Annotated in this window: 19 protein-coding genes; all 19 read right to left on the bottom strand. The window is 61.1% G+C overall.

Annotated features, from left to right (window positions below; all coding sequences use genetic code 11):
• Nucleotides 1–50 precede the first annotated feature (50 nt).
• Nucleotides 51–569, bottom strand: a complete 519-nt coding sequence (locus FBY20_RS06935; protein ID WP_142051011.1) for a class I SAM-dependent methyltransferase — start codon at nt 567–569, stop codon at nt 51–53.
• On the bottom strand, nt 562–1,008 hold the full coding sequence (locus FBY20_RS06930; RefSeq protein ID WP_142051008.1) for an HNH endonuclease: 447 nt from the start codon (nt 1,006–1,008) through the stop codon (nt 562–564). Before FBY20_RS06930 ends, FBY20_RS06935 begins: the two co-directional genes overlap by 8 nt.
• Nucleotides 995–1,309, bottom strand: coding sequence for a hypothetical protein (locus FBY20_RS06925; protein WP_142051005.1), 315 nt, complete (start codon nt 1,307–1,309; stop codon nt 995–997). Before FBY20_RS06925 ends, FBY20_RS06930 begins: the two co-directional genes overlap by 14 nt.
• A complete protein-coding gene (locus FBY20_RS06920; RefSeq protein WP_142051002.1) occupies nt 1,310–1,816 on the bottom strand; it encodes a hypothetical protein in 507 nt (168 codons plus the stop codon).
• Nucleotides 1,800–2,492 carry a hypothetical protein gene (locus FBY20_RS06915; protein ID WP_142050999.1) on the bottom strand — a complete coding sequence of 231 codons (693 nt, stop codon included), beginning with the start codon at nt 2,490–2,492 and terminating at the stop codon, nt 1,800–1,802. The genes FBY20_RS06920 and FBY20_RS06915 overlap by 17 nt, the downstream gene beginning before the upstream one ends.
• Before the next feature lie 113 nt (nt 2,493–2,605).
• On the bottom strand, nt 2,606–3,625 hold the full coding sequence (virB11, locus tag FBY20_RS06910) for a P-type DNA transfer ATPase VirB11 (RefSeq protein ID WP_142050996.1): 1,020 nt from the start codon (nt 3,623–3,625) through the stop codon (nt 2,606–2,608).
• A gap of 122 nt (nt 3,626–3,747) precedes the next feature.
• Complete coding sequence (gene virB10, locus FBY20_RS06905) at nt 3,748–4,914, bottom strand: type IV secretion system protein VirB10 (RefSeq protein WP_142050993.1); 1,167 nt, start codon at nt 4,912–4,914, stop codon at nt 3,748–3,750.
• Entirely contained in the window at nt 4,911–5,729 is an 819-nt protein-coding gene (locus FBY20_RS06900) for a TrbG/VirB9 family P-type conjugative transfer protein (protein WP_142050990.1), read from the bottom strand. The genes virB10 and FBY20_RS06900 overlap by 4 nt, the downstream gene beginning before the upstream one ends.
• On the bottom strand, nt 5,726–6,313 hold the full coding sequence (locus tag FBY20_RS06895; protein WP_142050987.1) for a hypothetical protein: 588 nt from the start codon (nt 6,311–6,313) through the stop codon (nt 5,726–5,728). The genes FBY20_RS06900 and FBY20_RS06895 overlap by 4 nt, the downstream gene beginning before the upstream one ends.
• Nucleotides 6,314–6,318: 5 nt before the next feature.
• Complete coding sequence (locus tag FBY20_RS06890) at nt 6,319–7,014, bottom strand: virB8 family protein (protein WP_142050984.1); 696 nt, start codon at nt 7,012–7,014, stop codon at nt 6,319–6,321.
• Nucleotides 7,015–7,624: 610 nt separating this feature from the next.
• Entirely contained in the window at nt 7,625–8,515 is an 891-nt protein-coding gene (locus FBY20_RS06885; protein WP_142050981.1) for a type IV secretion system protein, read from the bottom strand.
• Entirely contained in the window at nt 8,515–9,264 is a 750-nt protein-coding gene (gene virB5, locus FBY20_RS06880) for a P-type DNA transfer protein VirB5 (protein WP_142050978.1), read from the bottom strand. The genes FBY20_RS06885 and virB5 overlap by 1 nt, the downstream gene beginning before the upstream one ends.
• A gap of 2 nt (nt 9,265–9,266) precedes the next feature.
• Entirely contained in the window at nt 9,267–11,726 is a 2,460-nt protein-coding gene (locus tag FBY20_RS06875) for a VirB4 family type IV secretion/conjugal transfer ATPase (protein WP_142050975.1), read from the bottom strand.
• Entirely contained in the window at nt 11,723–12,127 is a 405-nt protein-coding gene (locus FBY20_RS06870; protein ID WP_142050972.1) for a type IV secretion system protein VirB3, read from the bottom strand. Before FBY20_RS06870 ends, FBY20_RS06875 begins: the two co-directional genes overlap by 4 nt.
• Before the next feature lie 2 nt (nt 12,128–12,129).
• Complete coding sequence (locus FBY20_RS06865; RefSeq protein WP_142050969.1) at nt 12,130–12,456, bottom strand: TrbC/VirB2 family protein; 327 nt, start codon at nt 12,454–12,456, stop codon at nt 12,130–12,132.
• 109 nt (nt 12,457–12,565) lie between these two features.
• Entirely contained in the window at nt 12,566–13,279 is a 714-nt protein-coding gene (locus FBY20_RS06860; protein WP_142050966.1) for a lytic transglycosylase domain-containing protein, read from the bottom strand.
• A gap of 2 nt (nt 13,280–13,281) precedes the next feature.
• Nucleotides 13,282–13,899, bottom strand: a complete 618-nt coding sequence (locus FBY20_RS06855; RefSeq protein ID WP_142050963.1) for a TrbM/KikA/MpfK family conjugal transfer protein — start codon at nt 13,897–13,899, stop codon at nt 13,282–13,284.
• Nucleotides 13,900–13,914: 15 nt separating this feature from the next.
• Nucleotides 13,915–14,775, bottom strand: coding sequence for a hypothetical protein (locus FBY20_RS06850; protein WP_142050959.1), 861 nt, complete (start codon nt 14,773–14,775; stop codon nt 13,915–13,917).
• Nucleotides 14,776–14,832: 57 nt separating this feature from the next.
• Nucleotides 14,833–16,110 (bottom strand): prepilin-type N-terminal cleavage/methylation domain-containing protein, encoded by a 1,278-nt coding sequence (locus tag FBY20_RS06845; RefSeq protein WP_142050956.1) that lies wholly within the window; start codon nt 16,108–16,110, stop codon nt 14,833–14,835.
• Nucleotides 16,111–16,112: the final 2 nt, after the last annotated feature.

Raw genomic sequence — 16,112 nt, 5'->3', positions numbered from 1 at the left:
GCTATTGCCTACTGTGTATTAAGTGAAAGCGCGGGCACTGCGGTCGGGGATCAAATTCGACACGGCTCGATATGAGCGTCCTTGGACGGATTCTGCGCGGACGGTTTCATGAACGCCATCCAATGCGTCTTCTCGCGTTTGCCCGACTTGTGGCCAAACAATGGCCTGTGGTGCGTGAGGGCCAGGATCTGGCTAACGGGGATCTGCACCTCGGCCCACTTGAAGATCAGAACTCCTTCCGGCTTGAGCACCCGAAAGCACTCTGCCAGGCCTAGGCGAAGGTCCTCCTGCCAGTCGTCGCCCAAGATTCCGTACTTGGCGCGCAACCAGGAGTCCTTGCCGGCGCGGCGCAGGTGGGGCGGATCGAACACCACGAGCCCGAACGTACAGTCCATGAACGGGATATTCCGAAAGTCCATGTTCAGATCGGGTGTGATGTTGAACGCGCGTCCATCGCATAGTGTGTGTTCTTCGCTGCGAATATCGCCAAACAGCGCTCGCTGGTCCGCCCGATCAAACCACATCATGCGGCCACCGCAGCACGGGTCCAGCACGGCTGCGTCACTCATAGCTCTCTCCGCTGTTGTACTTCGGGAGATGGGAATGCGCAGCGGTGCCGCTCACGCGCTCGAAATGGAAGACGATCTTCGCGCCCGTTTCCACGGCCAAACCAAAGCGCAGCGCGTGGCGATAAGTCGGGTAGTTGTCGGTCAGTACCTTGCAGGTGCGCTGGAGCTTTACGCGCCAGGCTTCCAGGCTCATCGCATGCTTGTCGATGTTGCAGGGCGGGCACGCGGGCATGTAGTTGCTGGGGACATCCCGCTCAGGCCGAAGCGGAGCACCGCTTACAAGCTTCCAAGATCGCTCGCCGCGAACCATCGTGAGATCGCGTTGCACGGGTTCAAGATGATCAACGTGCCAGCGCTCCGGCAGAGGCTGACCACAGTAGGCGCATTTGCCGTCGAACATCGCGAAGACGCGGGCGCGTTGGGCCTTACTGATTGCCATCGCTCTGCTCCTCCCCATGCTCGCCCAGATCCAGAGCGCTGGTGTTCGAGCAGGGCGCTTCCGGCAGGCGCTCTCCCAGCGGGGCGTACGCCATGCAGAACTGCCCTTCGCCGGTGCTGCGCCATTCGATGGCCTCGCCACAGAACGAGCGCGCCAGGATGTCGCAATCATTGCCGCGGTTGCGTTCGCAGTCGCCGCAGTAACGCTCGACGAACGAATGGCCAACCGTGCCGTTGCTCGGTTGCCACTGCTCGCCCGGCAGCGTCGGCGGCACGATATAAGTGGTGATATGGCTACCCATTTATTGCGATCCTTGGTCTGTGCTGTGTTGGGGAGCGGCGAGCCTCTCCCCGCTGACCTGAAAGCTTTCTCTGGCCCATTCCGCGAGAAGCGCCATGTCCGCGTCAAGCCTGCGGCGATTGAAGCGACGGTCAGGGCAATTCAGGGAGAAGACGAGCTCGCTGTCAGCGTTGAACGTGGCTTCGACGGTCCAGTAGTGCTGCAGTTCGCAGGCTTGCTCGTAATCCCGGAGGATTCGGCTTGCGAGCCTCGCCGCTCGCGAGACTTCCGTAGAGAACATCACGAACGGCGTGTGGCGAGCGGGCAGGAGCCACGCTCGATGGCCTTCGCAGCTGCTTACTGATGAGACGATGCCGTTGACATTGAAGGCAGTCACGAGTCGCCCGATGCGCGGATCGATGACTCCGAGTTCTACCGCTTCGCTGACCGGCCGCAGCGAGCCTTTTAAAGTGCCGACTGGTGTCCGGCGGTAGAAGAGCTTCCGCATGCTCTCACGTAGGGTTTGCATCTTTCCAATCTTTCCAAGGCGCAGGCAATCGAAGAGCTTGCACGTCACCGTCGGCGGGCGTATTGAAGTACAGGCGTAGCCGGCGGTCGACGGCCTGCTCGTAGCGAGACAGCGAACGCGCCGGCATGGAAAAGAAGGCCAAGAAGAAGGCCAGCATGCCGGTGATGCCAACAGCGTTCTTCAGCGATACGCTGCCCCACGCGCGTCCCTGCCAATCGACAAACAGTTCCCGCACGATAGGCATGGACTCATCCGGGAAGGCGATGGCGAGGACGGCCAGAAGCCAGAAGAGCACCAAAGGAATAATGAGGACCATCTTTCCAGTCAGGACTGCCGCCCATTTCAAGGAGGCCAAGAGTTGCTCTGCTGCGACGCGCCAATTTCGCAGGACACCGCGCAGGATCGCGGCGTATTGTCCATCTGTGATCGTGCCAACAGGGACGTCATTCACGGCGATCTCCCAGATCCATGGCTGGGGCTTCGTGATACGTGCCTGCAGCCGACGGTCGGTACTCACGGCAATGAAAATCGTAAAAGCGGCGAACACACCGGCGAGTATGCCGAAGTCTGACATCGGCATACCGCTCACCGTCCCAATGAGGAAGATGAACAGGGAGCAGATCGTGAATACGGCGATGCGACACGGAAAAGAAAGATCGGATTTTCTGAAATACATTGATTTCTCCATATGGCGCGGATGCGCACGCCTTTGCGGAAGGGCAATCGAGCGAGGTGGCGGACTGTGCCGCCGCGACACGATGTGACGCCCGAGGATTCATGAATACGACACTAGATCTTTCGCGCGGGATTGAAATAGACCTGGACCAGCTTGTAATCGGCGAAGAACAGCGAGATATCCAGTGTCGAGAACAGGTAGCGCCGAATGGTTTCGATATCCATCTGATTTCCCGCAGCGGACTGCTTGACCAGTAGCGCGACGCGCTCGAACGTGTCGCGGGCGCTGTTGGCGTGCGTGGTCGTAACAGAGCCAGGATGGCCGGTGTTGAGTGCGTTCAGGTAATCCCACGCTTCGGGGCCGCGCAGCTCGGACAGGAAGATCCGATCGGGCGAGCTGCGCATGGCGGCCTCGATGCACTCTGTGGCCGACATTCGGCCCGCACCTTTGCCGTAGATCATGTGCACGCGATGGGGATGGTTAGGCAGGAAGAGCTCGTGCACGTCTTCGACGGTCAAGAGGCGTTCGTGGAAAGGAACGCAGTCGATGAGACTGCGCGCGAACGTCGTCTTTCCTGAGCCGGTCTTGCCCGCGACAATGATGTTGCGGCACTGAAGGACTGCGCGTCGAAGGAACTGCAGCATATCCCTTGCTTCCAGTAGGTCGAACAATTCCTTGTCGCTGTCGGTCGGGTTGTCGAGGTTCCCCACCCGACCGCTCACATTTACCCAGTTGGCGAAGGCCCCCTCAGAGGCCAACTCGTCCAGGGTTTTCACGACGCTACTGTGCTTGCGGATATTGATCGAGAGCGTGCCCTCGATCACTGCAGGCGGCTGGGCCACCTGTGCGCGCTCACCGTCCGGCAGCAGCAGCGACATGATCGGCGTGAAGTTGACGTTGTTGTAGCTGGCCATGGCCGACACCAGCGCTTCCAGAAAGCTGTACGTCAGCTTCGGATCGTGGCGCTCGTGCCATCGCCCTTGAGAGCGCGTAAAGATCACGCCTGGCCGGGTGATGGTGATCTCGCGCACGGCGTCGTCAGCCATGTAGCCAGAGATGGGGCGCATCATCTGACGCAATGCGGTGTCGCGGCCGCCCGAGTCGACGGGCGGCGCGCTGGAGGAATCTTTCATGGGATGCCTAGTCAAGGACCGCCGACCCACCGCGACCAAATGGTCAGGTGGGCTTGGCGGGTGTTGAAGTGGGAGGAGTCGGTCCCCGCCGGCAGCGTTGGCCGAGCCGGTGCCCGGCGCTGCTACCGTGCGACGGAGCGGAGGGTGTAGACAGAGCCGAAGTCCAGGTCGCGAGCGACATAGATTCCCAATCGGCCGCCCTGGTTGCGGTAGAGCGTCGGCGGGATGTTGATGGTGTTGTCCAGTACCGTGGTCACAGCGTTGGTGGCTGCGTCGCCAGTGGTGTTGAATTGCACCTGGCCGTTGTCGCTGCTGCCACGTGAGGTGGCCCACGTGCCCAGATCGCTGATCAGGCTAACCATGATGGCTCCCCCGAACCGCTCAGCGAAGTGCGTGTCGATAAACCCGTCCAGGCCTGCCTCGCCCAAGGGGCCGGTGCCAGGCGAGTCCAGATGGATGACCACACCCTTGGGCGTTTCCAGCCGCGACCATACAACGCCGACACGCGGCTGCCCTTGCGCCAGCACCCCTTGCTGATAGCCGATAAAGCGCGTTCCTTTGTCGATCAGCACCACGCGGCCGCTGGTTGAGCGGACATCTTGCGGCGCATGGCAGCTGAGCATCCCGGCCTGTGCCGTGACGAGCTTGGTTTCCTGGACGCAGTCGATCATTGATCCCTGGGTGATCAACATGTCTCTATCGCCGATCAGGCCCGCGCGAGATGCAGAGAGCTTCATGGGAGTCAGCTTGTTGGCCATGGGGCCGCTATCCGCCTCGCGTGCCGGCGGTTGGGACGAATTCTGCTGGGCAGAGGACTGGTCCCCCTCTCGCTTGGCATTTCGCAGCCCGCTGCTCAAGCGCCGCTGCGTGACAGCGTCAACAGCGACGGCTTCGGCCAGGTTCGAGAGCGTGCCCTTCTGCTCTGACAAGCGTTCCGGGCCGGGCACGATGGGTGCCGAAAGGGCAGGCTCTGGCGGGGCGGGAGGTGGCGGTGGAGGATCGGGCCGGAGCTTCAAACCGGGAAGCACATTTTCAATCTTCGCCTGTAGCGCTGGTGCCGCTTCCTCCGCAGTCGGTGCATTTGCCGCGCGCCATCCCGTTACGCCGATCGCCATCAATGCGATGAGGATCATCAGAAACATGAAGGCCTTCGCGCCCTGTTGCATGGGCTTGGCAGTGCCCGACAGGTCCGGGCGGCCGCGGCCTTGTATCTCCGCCTGGTGTTCCTCGATTTCGGCCACGGCGTCGATGGTTTGACCGGGTTTTTTCCGCCTTTTGAATAATCTCATGGCGCAGCTTCCTCACGAATGACACGCTCAACTTGTGGCGAGACCGTGCCCGTGGCCAAGCTGCGTGCAACGGGCGGACCGTCGTTGTGAACAGCCAAGACCTGGTTGCCGATGCGCAAGTGCCAGCGCTTGGCGACCCGATGGAGCACCACGGTCTGCTCGTCCTCCATATGACGGTTGACGATCACTTCCTGTCCATCGGCATCCACGAAATAGATCGCAGGCAGATCCTGGCCAGGAGCAAAACGCAGCCAAGTTTGCGCGCCGTCATCCCAGGCGGCGGTCGGCGCCAGGCTGGTGTCGCCGCTCATCGAGTAGGCCTGCCAGTTGATGGCGACTTCGGCGGTGGCCAGATCGCGCTGCACGCGGTCGCGCTCCTGCTGAGCCGCAGACTTTGCCTGCTCGAGCTCGGGATAGCGCAGCACCACGCGAAATACTCCTCCGCTCTTTCGGGCCTTTTCGTACTTCAGGAGGAACGAGTAGTTGCGCTTGGTCGTGATGTAAAGGAGGTTGGTGTCCGCCTGCTCGACGATGGGCTTGAGAAGGAGGTGCTTGCCGATCTGCTGGAAGTCATACGCGGCCGAGTCGCCGAAAGCGTGCGTCACATAGTCCTCGTCGTCGTTCAGCTGGATCTGCGTGGCAACCCCCAGCGTTGTATCGACCTGAATGACGTCGGCGGCGTCATAGTCCGTCCAGCGGATGCGCTGATCCTTGGGCGAAGCTGCAGGACGGTCAAGCGACCATGCCGGCGTTGCAGCCGCGCAAAGCGCGACTGACAGCACCGCCATGGCCAAAGGCCTGAAGCGGTTATTCATCGGGCGTGTCCCATCTCGAGGTTGCTTTCACGTTGGCGCGCCGTCTGGTGCGTATGTTGGTGGTCCATTCCCATCTCCGCCTGCTTGTCGTGGTCTGCTTCACGCACCAGGCCTACGCCGCCCACCGCCTTGAAGGGATAGCTGATGGCGAGCGAATCTTCCTTGCCGGTCATCTCGAAGGACCGGTTCAGCGTGTTACGGGCGTGGACGATGAGGTCTCCCGTATCGTTATCACGCTGGATCAGGCAGTTGGGAGTCGTCCCAACGATCGGACCCTTGTACTCGCGTCCGTCTTCCGGCTGGCGGATCTGCCGGTCCTGCTCGCCGTACAGTTCCACCGGTCGGCGCGCTTCGCGGATCCGCTCCTCGAAGTGTTTGCCGATGCGGTCGGCGGCCATAACAGCCGTGGGCAGACGCAGGTTCGCATCCTTGTGAAGATGGTCCTTGCACAAGCGTGCGGCGCCGTACAGGTCGCTCTTCGCGTAGCGCTCGATGTCGCGCAGCAGGGCAGTGCGCTGTGCGTTGTCCATGCGGCCCACTTCTTCGAGGCGGCGGGCGAGTTCGTTGATTTGTGCTTTTTGCATGACGATTACCTCAGCGTTTCGACAGCGGTTGAGTAGGAAATGACTTGGAAGCCCAGGGGGTTGTCACGGATTACGCTTTCTGACATCGGCGCGTTGACGAACCGGTAGGCGAGGGTGGCAATGAACTGCTCTGAGCTGGGCGAGCGGTTGGGCCCTATCTCGCTTCTCGTGAATCGGACCGTGGCGGTCTGGTTGGGGCCGGGTGTGATCGACCGAACATTGATGACGAGGCGGACGTGCTCCCCGTACTTCTTGTCCAAAGCCTCGCGGCCTGTCCTGGGGTCGTCTTCGAACTTCGAGTGGTACTGCTTCTGCACATCCGGCGAGCTGAACAGTCCGCATCGGTCGTACATGTTCTGCAGGGTTCGCCAGTCATAGCCTTCGCAGGAAAGCACGTACTGAGTGACGAAGTACCGTGCGAGCCGAGGGCCGTAGTCCTCTCGTGCATCGCCGACCTGCGAAACATTCTCGACCTCACCGGTCGCGTCGTTGACGCGCACAACGTATGGAGGCTGGGGCGTGTAGCTGAGCATGAGGGCTGCCAAAGCGCCCACTGCTAGGATCGCGAGCACAAAGAAGCCGAGGGCCACACGCCAAGCTTTGGCCCTGGAGGAAATGAACTCGGTTAGAAGGTCCTTGTCTAGGCTTCGATTGCGATCTAGTTCTTGCTGCAGGGAGAGCTTGGGATCTTCAAAGGACATGGTGGTCCTCCGATCGCCGAGTGAGATGGAGGGGCGCCGCGTTTCGTACGGGCGTGAACGGGCGAGCCGCGGCGAGCGCGGCCGAAGTGGCGTGCTTCATCGATTCTCCGAAGAGATAAGGGGATTTAAATCAGAGACGGCTGGCTAAGGCGCAGCGCAATAAGAAGGGCACAGCGAGTGCTGTGCCCTGTGACAAGACTGCAATAAGGCTCCGGCCGCGTTAGCGGTCCTGGCTCATGTTTCGGACCATCGAGCGGGTCATTTCATTTTGCTGCTGCTGCGAATGTCTCTTCTGCCAAGGCTTACGTCCGGCGTCACCGGAGCGAGTCGAGGTCGCGGTCCCCGCTATGAACAGCTGCGTTGGCCATTTGAAACATAAGTACCACAGCGGGCGCAGAATCCACGTCCAACTGGCGCGTGCCAAGCTGACCCACTGGAACGCCGAAATCGGTTGTTCGGTACCGGTTTGAACGGGCGCAGATAAAGGGACATCCTGGCTCACGAGTGGAGCACGGGAAAGAGGTTTGCCGAGTGGCGTGATCGGGGCCATCAGAGCTCCTACATATAAACGTGAAACGCGATGATGACTTGCAGTGGGATGAAATCAATGTTAGCCGATCCTACCCAGGAAGGGAACCGAAATACCTCCACCTTCACCGCCGGTAATTTTCGCCGCGACCGTAGCGACCTGTTCAAGCATGTACTTCGAACACATCATAAAAAAGACGATGGCGGTGAGCATGGAAAAGATGTTGATCTGGTCTGCCTTTGTAAGGTCAATCAGTCCTTGCTGCAACATGCCGAACATCCCCATGATGAACATAAATACCACCATGAAAAGACCAGCATAGATTGCGTAAAACAAGGCCTGACGTAGCCAAGTGGTAAAGAAGTCCTTGGTGACATCGAACAGTAGAGCCAGTATGCAAAACGGCCCTAATACGACGACTAAGCCCATCCCAACTTTTACCGTGATCAGCACCAGCATCCCTATGGCGCTCATGACCGCGGAGATTATGGTGATGATTACCGACACAACTACAAAGACGAAGGCCTGCGCGATCTTCTTGATGCCGCCTGGTGCGCGCTCTTGCAACCGGGTGCCGATCTCTGCGCCGTTGTTCGCTGCATCGTCCATCATCTCGGATGGGGTTTTGACGGTGCCCGTGAACAGCTGAGCGACGGAGGTGGGCAGATCCAGCATGACACTGACGATCTGCTTCTGATACAGCCCGTTTGCCCCTGCGATACTCACGATGATCGCGATGTTGAAGACTCGCCGACACGCTTGGAGTACCGGTGTTTGAATGGCTCCGGAGCAGATCAACCACCCATACCATACCAGCGAGATGGAAAGGCAGACGGAGACGAATGGTAGTAGCTTGGCGGTAACGGATGCGACCATCGGCGTGATGATGGTTGTCAGCATCGTGGTCACCGACTGATCAATCCAGTTCGCGATTCCACCGAGACTGACCAGGCTAACCCCGGTGGTGGCCATTACCGCACTCCCGGAAGTGGTGCTCGTATTGCGTTCAGGCTGAAAGAGCTGTCCGCGAGCTTCTGGGCTTGCTGCTCCATCAATGCTTGCTCGGCCTCGATCTGGCGGGTGAGCATGTCGGCCCGCGTCTGATCGGCCTGAATGTTCGCCTGTTCGACCAACAGGCGGGCCTGCAGGTCAGCGATCGCCTTCGGATCCTGAGTCTGGTTGATTTTGGCTTGCAACTGGTCCACCTGCTTGACGCGAGCCGTCATCGCCTTCTGAGTCTGCTCCATCATCGCCTGACTGCGGACTGCGAGTTTTTCCGCGCGGGCGTCCAGGTTCTTCTTGTCCTGTTCGTAGTTGCCCGTCAGCCGTTCCTCGCGCTCGATGCGCTCCACCGCGTCCGAGATTCCCCCCAGGCCCCCGTTGGAGGCGCGCAGGATTTCGCGGGCATCTGCCGGCAGCGCCTCGCGGATAGCTGGGTTGTTCAGGATGTCCCCCAAGTTTCGGGTGCCAGTGAGGGATTCCAGCTGGCGCTTCTGGCTTTCGAGCTGGCCCTTGAGGACTTCGATCTGCTCGGCGTACTTGGCCAGCGTCTCGACGTGCTTGATTGCCCGGTCGGCGATGCTGGCCGCATCCACTACCGGGATGCCGCTCGCGTGCACGGGCGCCAGGGAGTTGGTAAGAAAGACAACAGCCAGGGCGGTGGTAAACCGGATGCGCCAGGCGCGGCGCGGGTGGTGGTTGACGTTGTGCGTCTGGGACATTTTCAGCTCCTTGTCGCCTCTTGGGCGAGCTTGAGGTAGTGGGGCAGCCAGAGGGCTGGGTCTTCGCCATATTTGGCGACTGCCCCTTCTGCTATTTCCGCCAGGTCCTCGGATCCGGAGAACACCAGCAGCGCTTCGGGACATGATGAGAGGTCAAGTTCGGCGGTGACGGCAGACTCGTTTTGCTTGACAACGAACTGGCGGCTGAAGGGCGGCAGCTCCTTGACCATCTTGAACACGGCAGGCGACAGCTTGAATCCCTCGACGTACTCCTCCGCGGTCGCCTTGGGATTCTCGAGAAACATGGCGGTTGCGGATTGCTGAATCAGCGAGCGTCCCACGGGGTTCTCCAAGATTGCAGCGGGCTCCTGGGTGGCGAAGACCAGCACGCCGTTCTTCTTACGGACCGTGCGGCTTGCGTCCTGCATCGATGCCTGGAAGTACGGCACCTTCAACGGGTGCTGCACTTCGTCAAAGAAGAGGGCGATGCGCCGGCCGTCCATCATCTGATCCGTCCGATAGAGCAGGTACGTGATTGCCGCATCCCGGATTGGCCCTTGTTCGAGAAACTCCGTCAGGTCAAAGCCAAAGAGGTTATTGACGGCCAGGTCAAGCTCGTCTTTCGGGTTATCGAACAACCAGCCGTTTTCGCTTCCCGCGCACCAGCGCTTGAGACGGTCCTTCAGGCTGAGCTGGCCGTCCGGCGCCGGCGCCGAAGGCAAGAACTGCACGAGGGTGGAAAGGCACCGGCTTTCCAGGTCGATGTGGGTGACGAGGTGGTCGATGGCCTCAGCGATCTGCTTCTGTTCGGAACTGCTGGGCGGTTCGTCGCCTCTTGCACCCAACTGCCGAGTCATGCTGGCCATGAAAGCGACGTTTGATGCGTCGGGTGGCAACTGCAGGTAGTTCCAGCCGGTTTTGACGCCAAGCCGGAGCGGAAAGTACTTACCGCCCATCGCCATGACGGTCACCTGCATACCACGATCCTTGTCGAAAACGACGCCCGTGTAGTTGAACTTGCGGGCCTGGGTGATCAGATGGCCCAAGAGGACCGTCTTGCCCGCACCTGATTGCCCGATGATGGATGTGTTGCCGAGGCGGCGCTTGCCGGTCTCGTCCACGTCCTCCAGCGAAGCATGGAAATTCAAGTAGTAGGGCGTGCCCCCCGTCGTCTTGAGCATCGTGACCGCCGGCCCCCAAGGATTGCCGGCCGGCTTTCCGAAGAGGTAGTTATGCATCGAGGCGAAGCTCAGGAAGTTCAGCGAGGTAATTGGCGCCGGACGCGGGCGCCACTTCCAGTTTCCCGGGAGCTGCGCCGCCCATGCCGCCAGGGAAGCGCGGTCACACAGTTTTCCAATGATCTCCTCGTCGGCCAGCGCGCCGCTGATATTGGCGGCTGCGCGGAGGGCGCTTTCGTTGTCCTCACCGAACACCTGGATGGTGGCGTGGTGGTCGCCCATGACGAAGCGGCCTGCGGCCAGCTCGTCGCGCGCTTTGTGCAAGTCCGCGATCTGCGACGCCGAATAGTCACCCGAATCCTCCAGCCACTTGATCTGGCGCGATAGCGCCTTGAGCCCTTCTGCCTTCGACATGGCGCCGAAGGACTGGGACAGTACAAACTCGTGCGGCAGATTGAGCAAGCAGTTCAGGTGGCCCGCCTTGGTGTTGTTGGAGTATTCGCGCAGTTCCAACATCACATAGCGGCGGGTCCAGTCGGGCCCCCGCATCTCGGCGAGTTCACCGTGCGTGGAGAAGAATTGCCGGCTGGTGGGCAGGTAGTTATAGAGGCGCGCGTCCACCAGCGGAACCGGTTGCATCTTGCCGTTGAGCAGAAAGCTCAGAAACTCTGCAGGTTCTGAGAACCGCGACTTTCCGCGCGGAGCGCCGCCACCGCCCATGTCGTGGGGCGACCCGCGCTCGACAATGGACAAGAGCTCGGGTGAATAGCGCTTAAGCGATCCGCGAAGCTTGCGGTTGACGTCATCGAGTTGCTCGATAGCCTGGTTCTGCCATGCGAGCGCCGAGCGCGCCGTGCGCTTTTCAAAATTTGACAACAAGCGCAGAGCGGGATCGATCTGCGCCCGTGTCAACACGGTCAAGTACATCTCATTGATCATCGGCGGCTTGCCGGCGAAGACCTTCCGATAAGCGGCATCGTGATCGCGGGAGAACTGATCCGGATACTCGCTTTCGGGGTACTCGAACACCTTGCGCCGGACCAAGTGCGACCAGATTCCGAAACCGGTCGGGAACCCCCGGAACACGTTGTTCAGCTCCTCGATCCAGCGGTAGTGCTCCTCATCGCTGTAGCCTTGGAACGTGCGCCCATCGATACGCCATACCGAGAGGTACTCCCAGTCGCGGGTTGCGATGATGGTTGGCGTGACGTGGTGAGAGTAGGGGACATACGTGCTGACCGGCGGTTCATACGCCGGCAGCGCCACGATAGATTGTTGTGTCATCGGTCGTGAACTCCGAGCCAGCGGGCCCAGGGGCGCCGCCGGCTGTAGGGTGTGGGCGTAAGGGAAATCGCGCCCCAATATCCCTTGTTTCTGGCAAACAGCTTGGTCTTTACCCAAAGCTCCCAGATCCAGAAGGCCCGATCATCATTGCGGCTGAGAATGGCCATGATCGGGTAGAGGATGGGAAAGAGAAGCCAGCCCCAGATGGGGATGAACGAGGCGGCGGTGGCGGTCAAGAAGACCAGGCCCGCAAATGCCCGGGTGGGGACACCGCCCGGAACGGTCGCGACGCGGGTCGCCCCTTTGAACAAAGGAAAGCGGTTGGGCGGGACCTGTGATCCGACCGCGGCTGGCGCCGTTGGGGCGGGCGCTTTGGCCTTCTGCTTAGGCGAGGTGGCCATGTTCAGAACAGCAGCTTAATGATTGCGCCGGCGATTGCGCCAGCGAAGATCATGCCGACCGCCCACTGATACGCGGTTTCCTTGCGAATCACGTCAAAGGAATAGAGGATGCCGATGATGCCGGCGGAAATGAGGCCCACGACCGGGATGATGATCCACAGCCAATCTTTGAAGGCTTGCGCGGTGCTGGTGGCTTTCTCGAACTGCGCCATAGCAAGCTCAGGCTGCAGCAACATGAGCACTGCAAGGGTGGCATACGCCAGGGCGCAGAACGTGCGCCAGGCCTTGGACTGAGCGGGAACGCTGGCGGATTTGGAAGCGACGAACATGTGAAACTCCAATGGGTGGCGCCACCCGGCCGAACAGCGGGGTGGCATTCGTTGACGTAGATGAAAAGGTGCTGGGTTTAGCGGCTAAACACCGCTGAGAGGTACGCGGCTACTGCGCAGGCCTGCCTGAGGGAGTAGTTGGTACTGGGCGCCCGAATACCGCGTCGGACTGCGGCGTGAATGCATCGTTGCGCCGCGTGCCGAGAGCATCTCCACGGGGCGTCTGGAATGCATCGTCGCGCCGCGTGCCGAAAGCATCTCCACGGGGCGTCTGGAATGCATCTGGCTTGGATGGCTTCGCTGGCGGCGAACCACGTGTCTGCTTGTCGGCGTTGGCGGTTGCGCCTGCCTCTTTCACGATGGCCGGTACCGCCAGGCCTGCGCTCGCAATGACCTTTCCAACATACCCATTCCTGAAACCTGATGTCAGGTTGCCCGTGTTGTAGCAGCTGAACGCCGCATACAGGGCGTTCTGCCCGGGGCCGTGCAATTTCGCGGCTCGCTTGTAGCAGTCAACGAGGACGCGTTGGGCAGATGCCAGGTTGACGCAGGGGTCGAAGATGCTTTCCGGTGTGACGCCAAGCCACTTCCAGTTGCGCACGTTGATCTGGCCATAGCCCACGTCGAAGTCGACACCCCGGGCGATGAGGTCACGCACTGCCTGAACAGCCTCGTCTTTGGACTTCGGGCGGATGCTGCGGTGCGGCTTGGAATTGACTCCGATGGCCAGGGGATTAAAGCCAGACTCATGCCGCACTACGGCACTCAGCGTGCTGATATGCACGTCCGGGGCGCATTGCCGGGCGAGTGTGGGAAAGTCCATGGTCAGTTCCCGACCATGCCGAAGCCGGTCCCTTGGCCGTTCTGCTCGCGCTCCTTGCGTTCGGCAAGCTCCTTCTCGTACTTGGCGAGCTCTCGGTCATAGTCCTTCGCTTCGACCCAGTAGCCGCGTTCTTCGGGCGTTCCAACGTAGCGCGGAAGATCATCATCAAATGATGTGTACTCGTGCGAGGCGTAGGCGTTGCAGTAGCCCGGTCGCTTGTCGCTGATGATGGGGTATCCGTCGTCGCTGGTCCCACGCCAGGCACCGAGGCCCGCGTTTAAGGAGCCGGCGTCGCACCGCCCTGCACCGTGGGCGAGCGCATCTGCGAGTGATGCCATTTCCTTGGTTTGGTTGGAGGACGGGCACAGCTTCAAAAAGTCATGGCGAGCATCCAGCGTGTCGGATAGCTTTTTCTTCTTGATCCCATAGAAGTGCGATAGGGCCGGGTCGCATTGTCCCGGCCGTACCCCGCTGGAGAGGCAAAGGAGCGCCTCGCAGGCCAACTTCTTGTCGCCGGTCAGGAGGTCGAACTGACCCGGGGCTTGGGCCCACGCGGCGGGAGGCAGTGCCGGGAGAAGCGAGAGGAAGAGGAGCGCCATCAGGCGCGGCAGCGTTTGCATAGTCATTTCCTTGGATCAGTGGCAGATGTCGTAGCTGCCGACGTCGATGACATTGTTCTTCTCGCGCGTTTCCGTGGTGACGGTGCATCCGTTGACGGATGTGATGTTGACCACGCGCGTTGCGCCAACGCAGTAATCGCCATCCCCACCCGTGCTGCTGTCGCAGCTGCCGTACAGCTCCGCGGTGCGGTTGCCGTTTGAAAGCTGGCAGTGCCCGAAGGAGCCGCTCTCGCCGCCCTTGGTAATCGACTCCCCGGGCCTCATCAAGAGGCCGAACCAGATGAGTGACGTCGAGTTCCCGCTGCCGGATGTGGTGCCCGATGCATAGGTGCAATTCAACGTGGCGGTAGGTCGATGGATGGTGACGCCGAAGCGAGTTCCGTAATTGACCTGCATGGCTTTCGCCAGGTTTGGGGGGAGAGTGGACGTGTTGTTGGTTTCCCCCGATTCCGCACCGTTCGCCGCTGCGATCAACGTGTCCACGACACCCGACAGGCGAGATGCAGTGCACGCATCCTGCCAGGGTCCCCACGGCTCATACGCGACGTCGTAGGCGTTCGCCTGCAGGATATACGCTGTCCTATATCGGGTACGACTCCCGGTGAACCCGGCCGGGCAGGCGGCCGACTCGGGTTGGGATTCGGCCCGTCGGCAGCCGCCGTAGGTGGTATGCCAGGCATAGCCGGTCACGCATCCACCCGGGGGCAGCGGTGCGCCCTGGGTGACCAGGATGTTCATATGGGTGAGATCCGTTTTGAGCTGCACGTCTGCCTGCTTGCCAGTCGGATCCGCAGCGGCTGCGGCGTGGCTTGAGATCAGGAGCGCGGCCAGGGCGAGCGTGCGCCTGCCCCAGCACTTGAGAGTGTGGAAATTCATGCTTGCCTCAGAGGTAATGAGTGCGCCCAGATCGGACGCACAAAGCGAGCGGGCTGCTTAGTTCCTGCAGCCCTGGATGACAGCCGCGCGCGCGTTTGCGCCGGCCGGAGAGATAACGACACGGTCTCCGGCGATGGCCACGGTCTGACCTACGCGCACGTAGCTGGAGCCTGAGTTCTGAAAGCTTCCTGCAAAGGTCCCGTTCACGGCAACAGCGCCGGCGGCATTGACCGACCCGGACCCTTGGATGGACCCCCCCACCGAGCCCCCAACGTTGACGTCGCTACCCGTGACGGTGACGTCCAGGGATTGGACCGACGCATACCGCCACGGCGTCTGACCAGCCGGGCAGGAAAGCGCTGGGATCGCTGCATCGCTGGGCAGATTGCTGTAGACGCCTGTGATCACGTGCCCGAAGGGCGTGAACCAAACGCCGCCTGTGCAGACCGCCAGCATCTTATTGGCCGTGGAGGCATAAAGACCCTCCACCGCGCACGCCGCGCCTGACGCAACTGACGTGTTCAGCAGCAGACCCTTGTTGCTCTGGATAGTCTCCCCAACGGTGAGCGTGTTGTGAAGCGTGACTGGCCGAGTTTCTCCATGCCGCACAAACTGGCCGAAGGGTGTGGCGTCCAGGCTTGCAGCGATGACTGCGTGCCCAGGTTGCGTGCCGAAATCGAACCAGGCACGCGGAATGTCCATCAGGGGGCCGCGTACATTTGTCGATCCGCGGGCGTCGTGGCCACCGTAGCCTTCAGCGGCCAGGACCACCTTGCTCAGGAGGGTTGGATCGAAGACGCCACGGCTGCCGACAGGTGATGTGCATTCGGAGTTTTGCCGGAGGCTTCTCGCTGCGCTGATGGGATGGCAGACATAGACAAAGGCGCTGGTACGGCAATCAGCGCCTGGGCAGGCGCCCTGTCGGACCAAAATGAACCGCGCTACGTCTCCCAGGCTCGGGTATCGCGGGATGGTCGCCGGCAGCAGACCGAGCGCCGTGAGGTCGGACAGCCCGCCCCGCGCCACTTGGGCGCCTCCCACGCTGGTCCAGGCTAGAGCTGGAAATGTGGGGTACGAGCCATCGGGCAGACCAGCGAGGTTTTCGCCGCGCATCCACGCCTCGTGCTTTAACTGCAGATCGACTACCGCGCCCCGGACTTGCATCAGGAAACGTCCGGTCGCCTCTGCGGCGCTTTCGTCGGCCTTGCGCCTGACTTCCTTCGCCGCGAATACAGCCAGCAACATCACGAGCAGTAGGGCAACCGTGACCTCGACGAGGGTGAAGCCTGCCTGTGTGCGCGCCCGGTGGGTCGGCGGTGATTGAAATAATTGCATTT

The organism is Achromobacter sp. SLBN-14 (genome assembly GCF_006715415.1).
Taxonomy (GTDB): Bacteria; Pseudomonadota; Gammaproteobacteria; order Burkholderiales; family Burkholderiaceae_B; genus Achromobacter; species Achromobacter mucicolens.
This window is presented reverse-complemented; position numbering and strand designations above follow the sequence as displayed.

Excerpts from the sequence above, each read along its gene's own strand:
- FBY20_RS06935 (WP_142051011.1), bottom strand. The coding sequence starts at position 569 with ATGAGTGACGCAGCCGTGCTGGACCCGTGCTGCGGTGGCCGCATGATG.
- FBY20_RS06930 (WP_142051008.1), bottom strand. The coding sequence starts at position 1,008 with ATGGCAATCAGTAAGGCCCAACGCGCCCGCGTCTTCGCGATGTTCGAC.
- FBY20_RS06925 (WP_142051005.1), bottom strand. The coding sequence starts at position 1,309 with ATGGGTAGCCATATCACCACTTATATCGTGCCGCCGACGCTGCCGGGC.
- FBY20_RS06920 (WP_142051002.1), bottom strand. The coding sequence starts at position 1,816 with ATGCAAACCCTACGTGAGAGCATGCGGAAGCTCTTCTACCGCCGGACA.
- FBY20_RS06915 (WP_142050999.1), bottom strand. The coding sequence starts at position 2,492 with ATGTATTTCAGAAAATCCGATCTTTCTTTTCCGTGTCGCATCGCCGTA.
- virB11 (WP_142050996.1), bottom strand. The coding sequence starts at position 3,625 with ATGAAAGATTCCTCCAGCGCGCCGCCCGTCGACTCGGGCGGCCGCGAC.
- virB10 (WP_142050993.1), bottom strand. The coding sequence starts at position 4,914 with ATGAGATTATTCAAAAGGCGGAAAAAACCCGGTCAAACCATCGACGCC.
- FBY20_RS06900 (WP_142050990.1), bottom strand. The coding sequence starts at position 5,729 with ATGAATAACCGCTTCAGGCCTTTGGCCATGGCGGTGCTGTCAGTCGCG.
- FBY20_RS06895 (WP_142050987.1), bottom strand. The coding sequence starts at position 6,313 with ATGCAAAAAGCACAAATCAACGAACTCGCCCGCCGCCTCGAAGAAGTG.
- FBY20_RS06890 (WP_142050984.1), bottom strand. The coding sequence starts at position 7,014 with ATGTCCTTTGAAGATCCCAAGCTCTCCCTGCAGCAAGAACTAGATCGC.
- FBY20_RS06885 (WP_142050981.1), bottom strand. The coding sequence starts at position 8,515 with ATGGCCACCACCGGGGTTAGCCTGGTCAGTCTCGGTGGAATCGCGAAC.
- virB5 (WP_142050978.1), bottom strand. The coding sequence starts at position 9,264 with ATGTCCCAGACGCACAACGTCAACCACCACCCGCGCCGCGCCTGGCGC.
- FBY20_RS06875 (WP_142050975.1), bottom strand. The coding sequence starts at position 11,726 with ATGACACAACAATCTATCGTGGCGCTGCCGGCGTATGAACCGCCGGTC.
- FBY20_RS06870 (WP_142050972.1), bottom strand. The coding sequence starts at position 12,127 with ATGGCCACCTCGCCTAAGCAGAAGGCCAAAGCGCCCGCCCCAACGGCG.
- FBY20_RS06865 (WP_142050969.1), bottom strand. The coding sequence starts at position 12,456 with ATGTTCGTCGCTTCCAAATCCGCCAGCGTTCCCGCTCAGTCCAAGGCC.
- FBY20_RS06860 (WP_142050966.1), bottom strand. The coding sequence starts at position 13,279 with ATGGACTTTCCCACACTCGCCCGGCAATGCGCCCCGGACGTGCATATC.
- FBY20_RS06855 (WP_142050963.1), bottom strand. The coding sequence starts at position 13,899 with ATGCAAACGCTGCCGCGCCTGATGGCGCTCCTCTTCCTCTCGCTTCTC.
- FBY20_RS06850 (WP_142050959.1), bottom strand. The coding sequence starts at position 14,775 with ATGAATTTCCACACTCTCAAGTGCTGGGGCAGGCGCACGCTCGCCCTG.
- FBY20_RS06845 (WP_142050956.1), bottom strand. The coding sequence starts at position 16,110 with ATGCAATTATTTCAATCACCGCCGACCCACCGGGCGCGCACACAGGCA.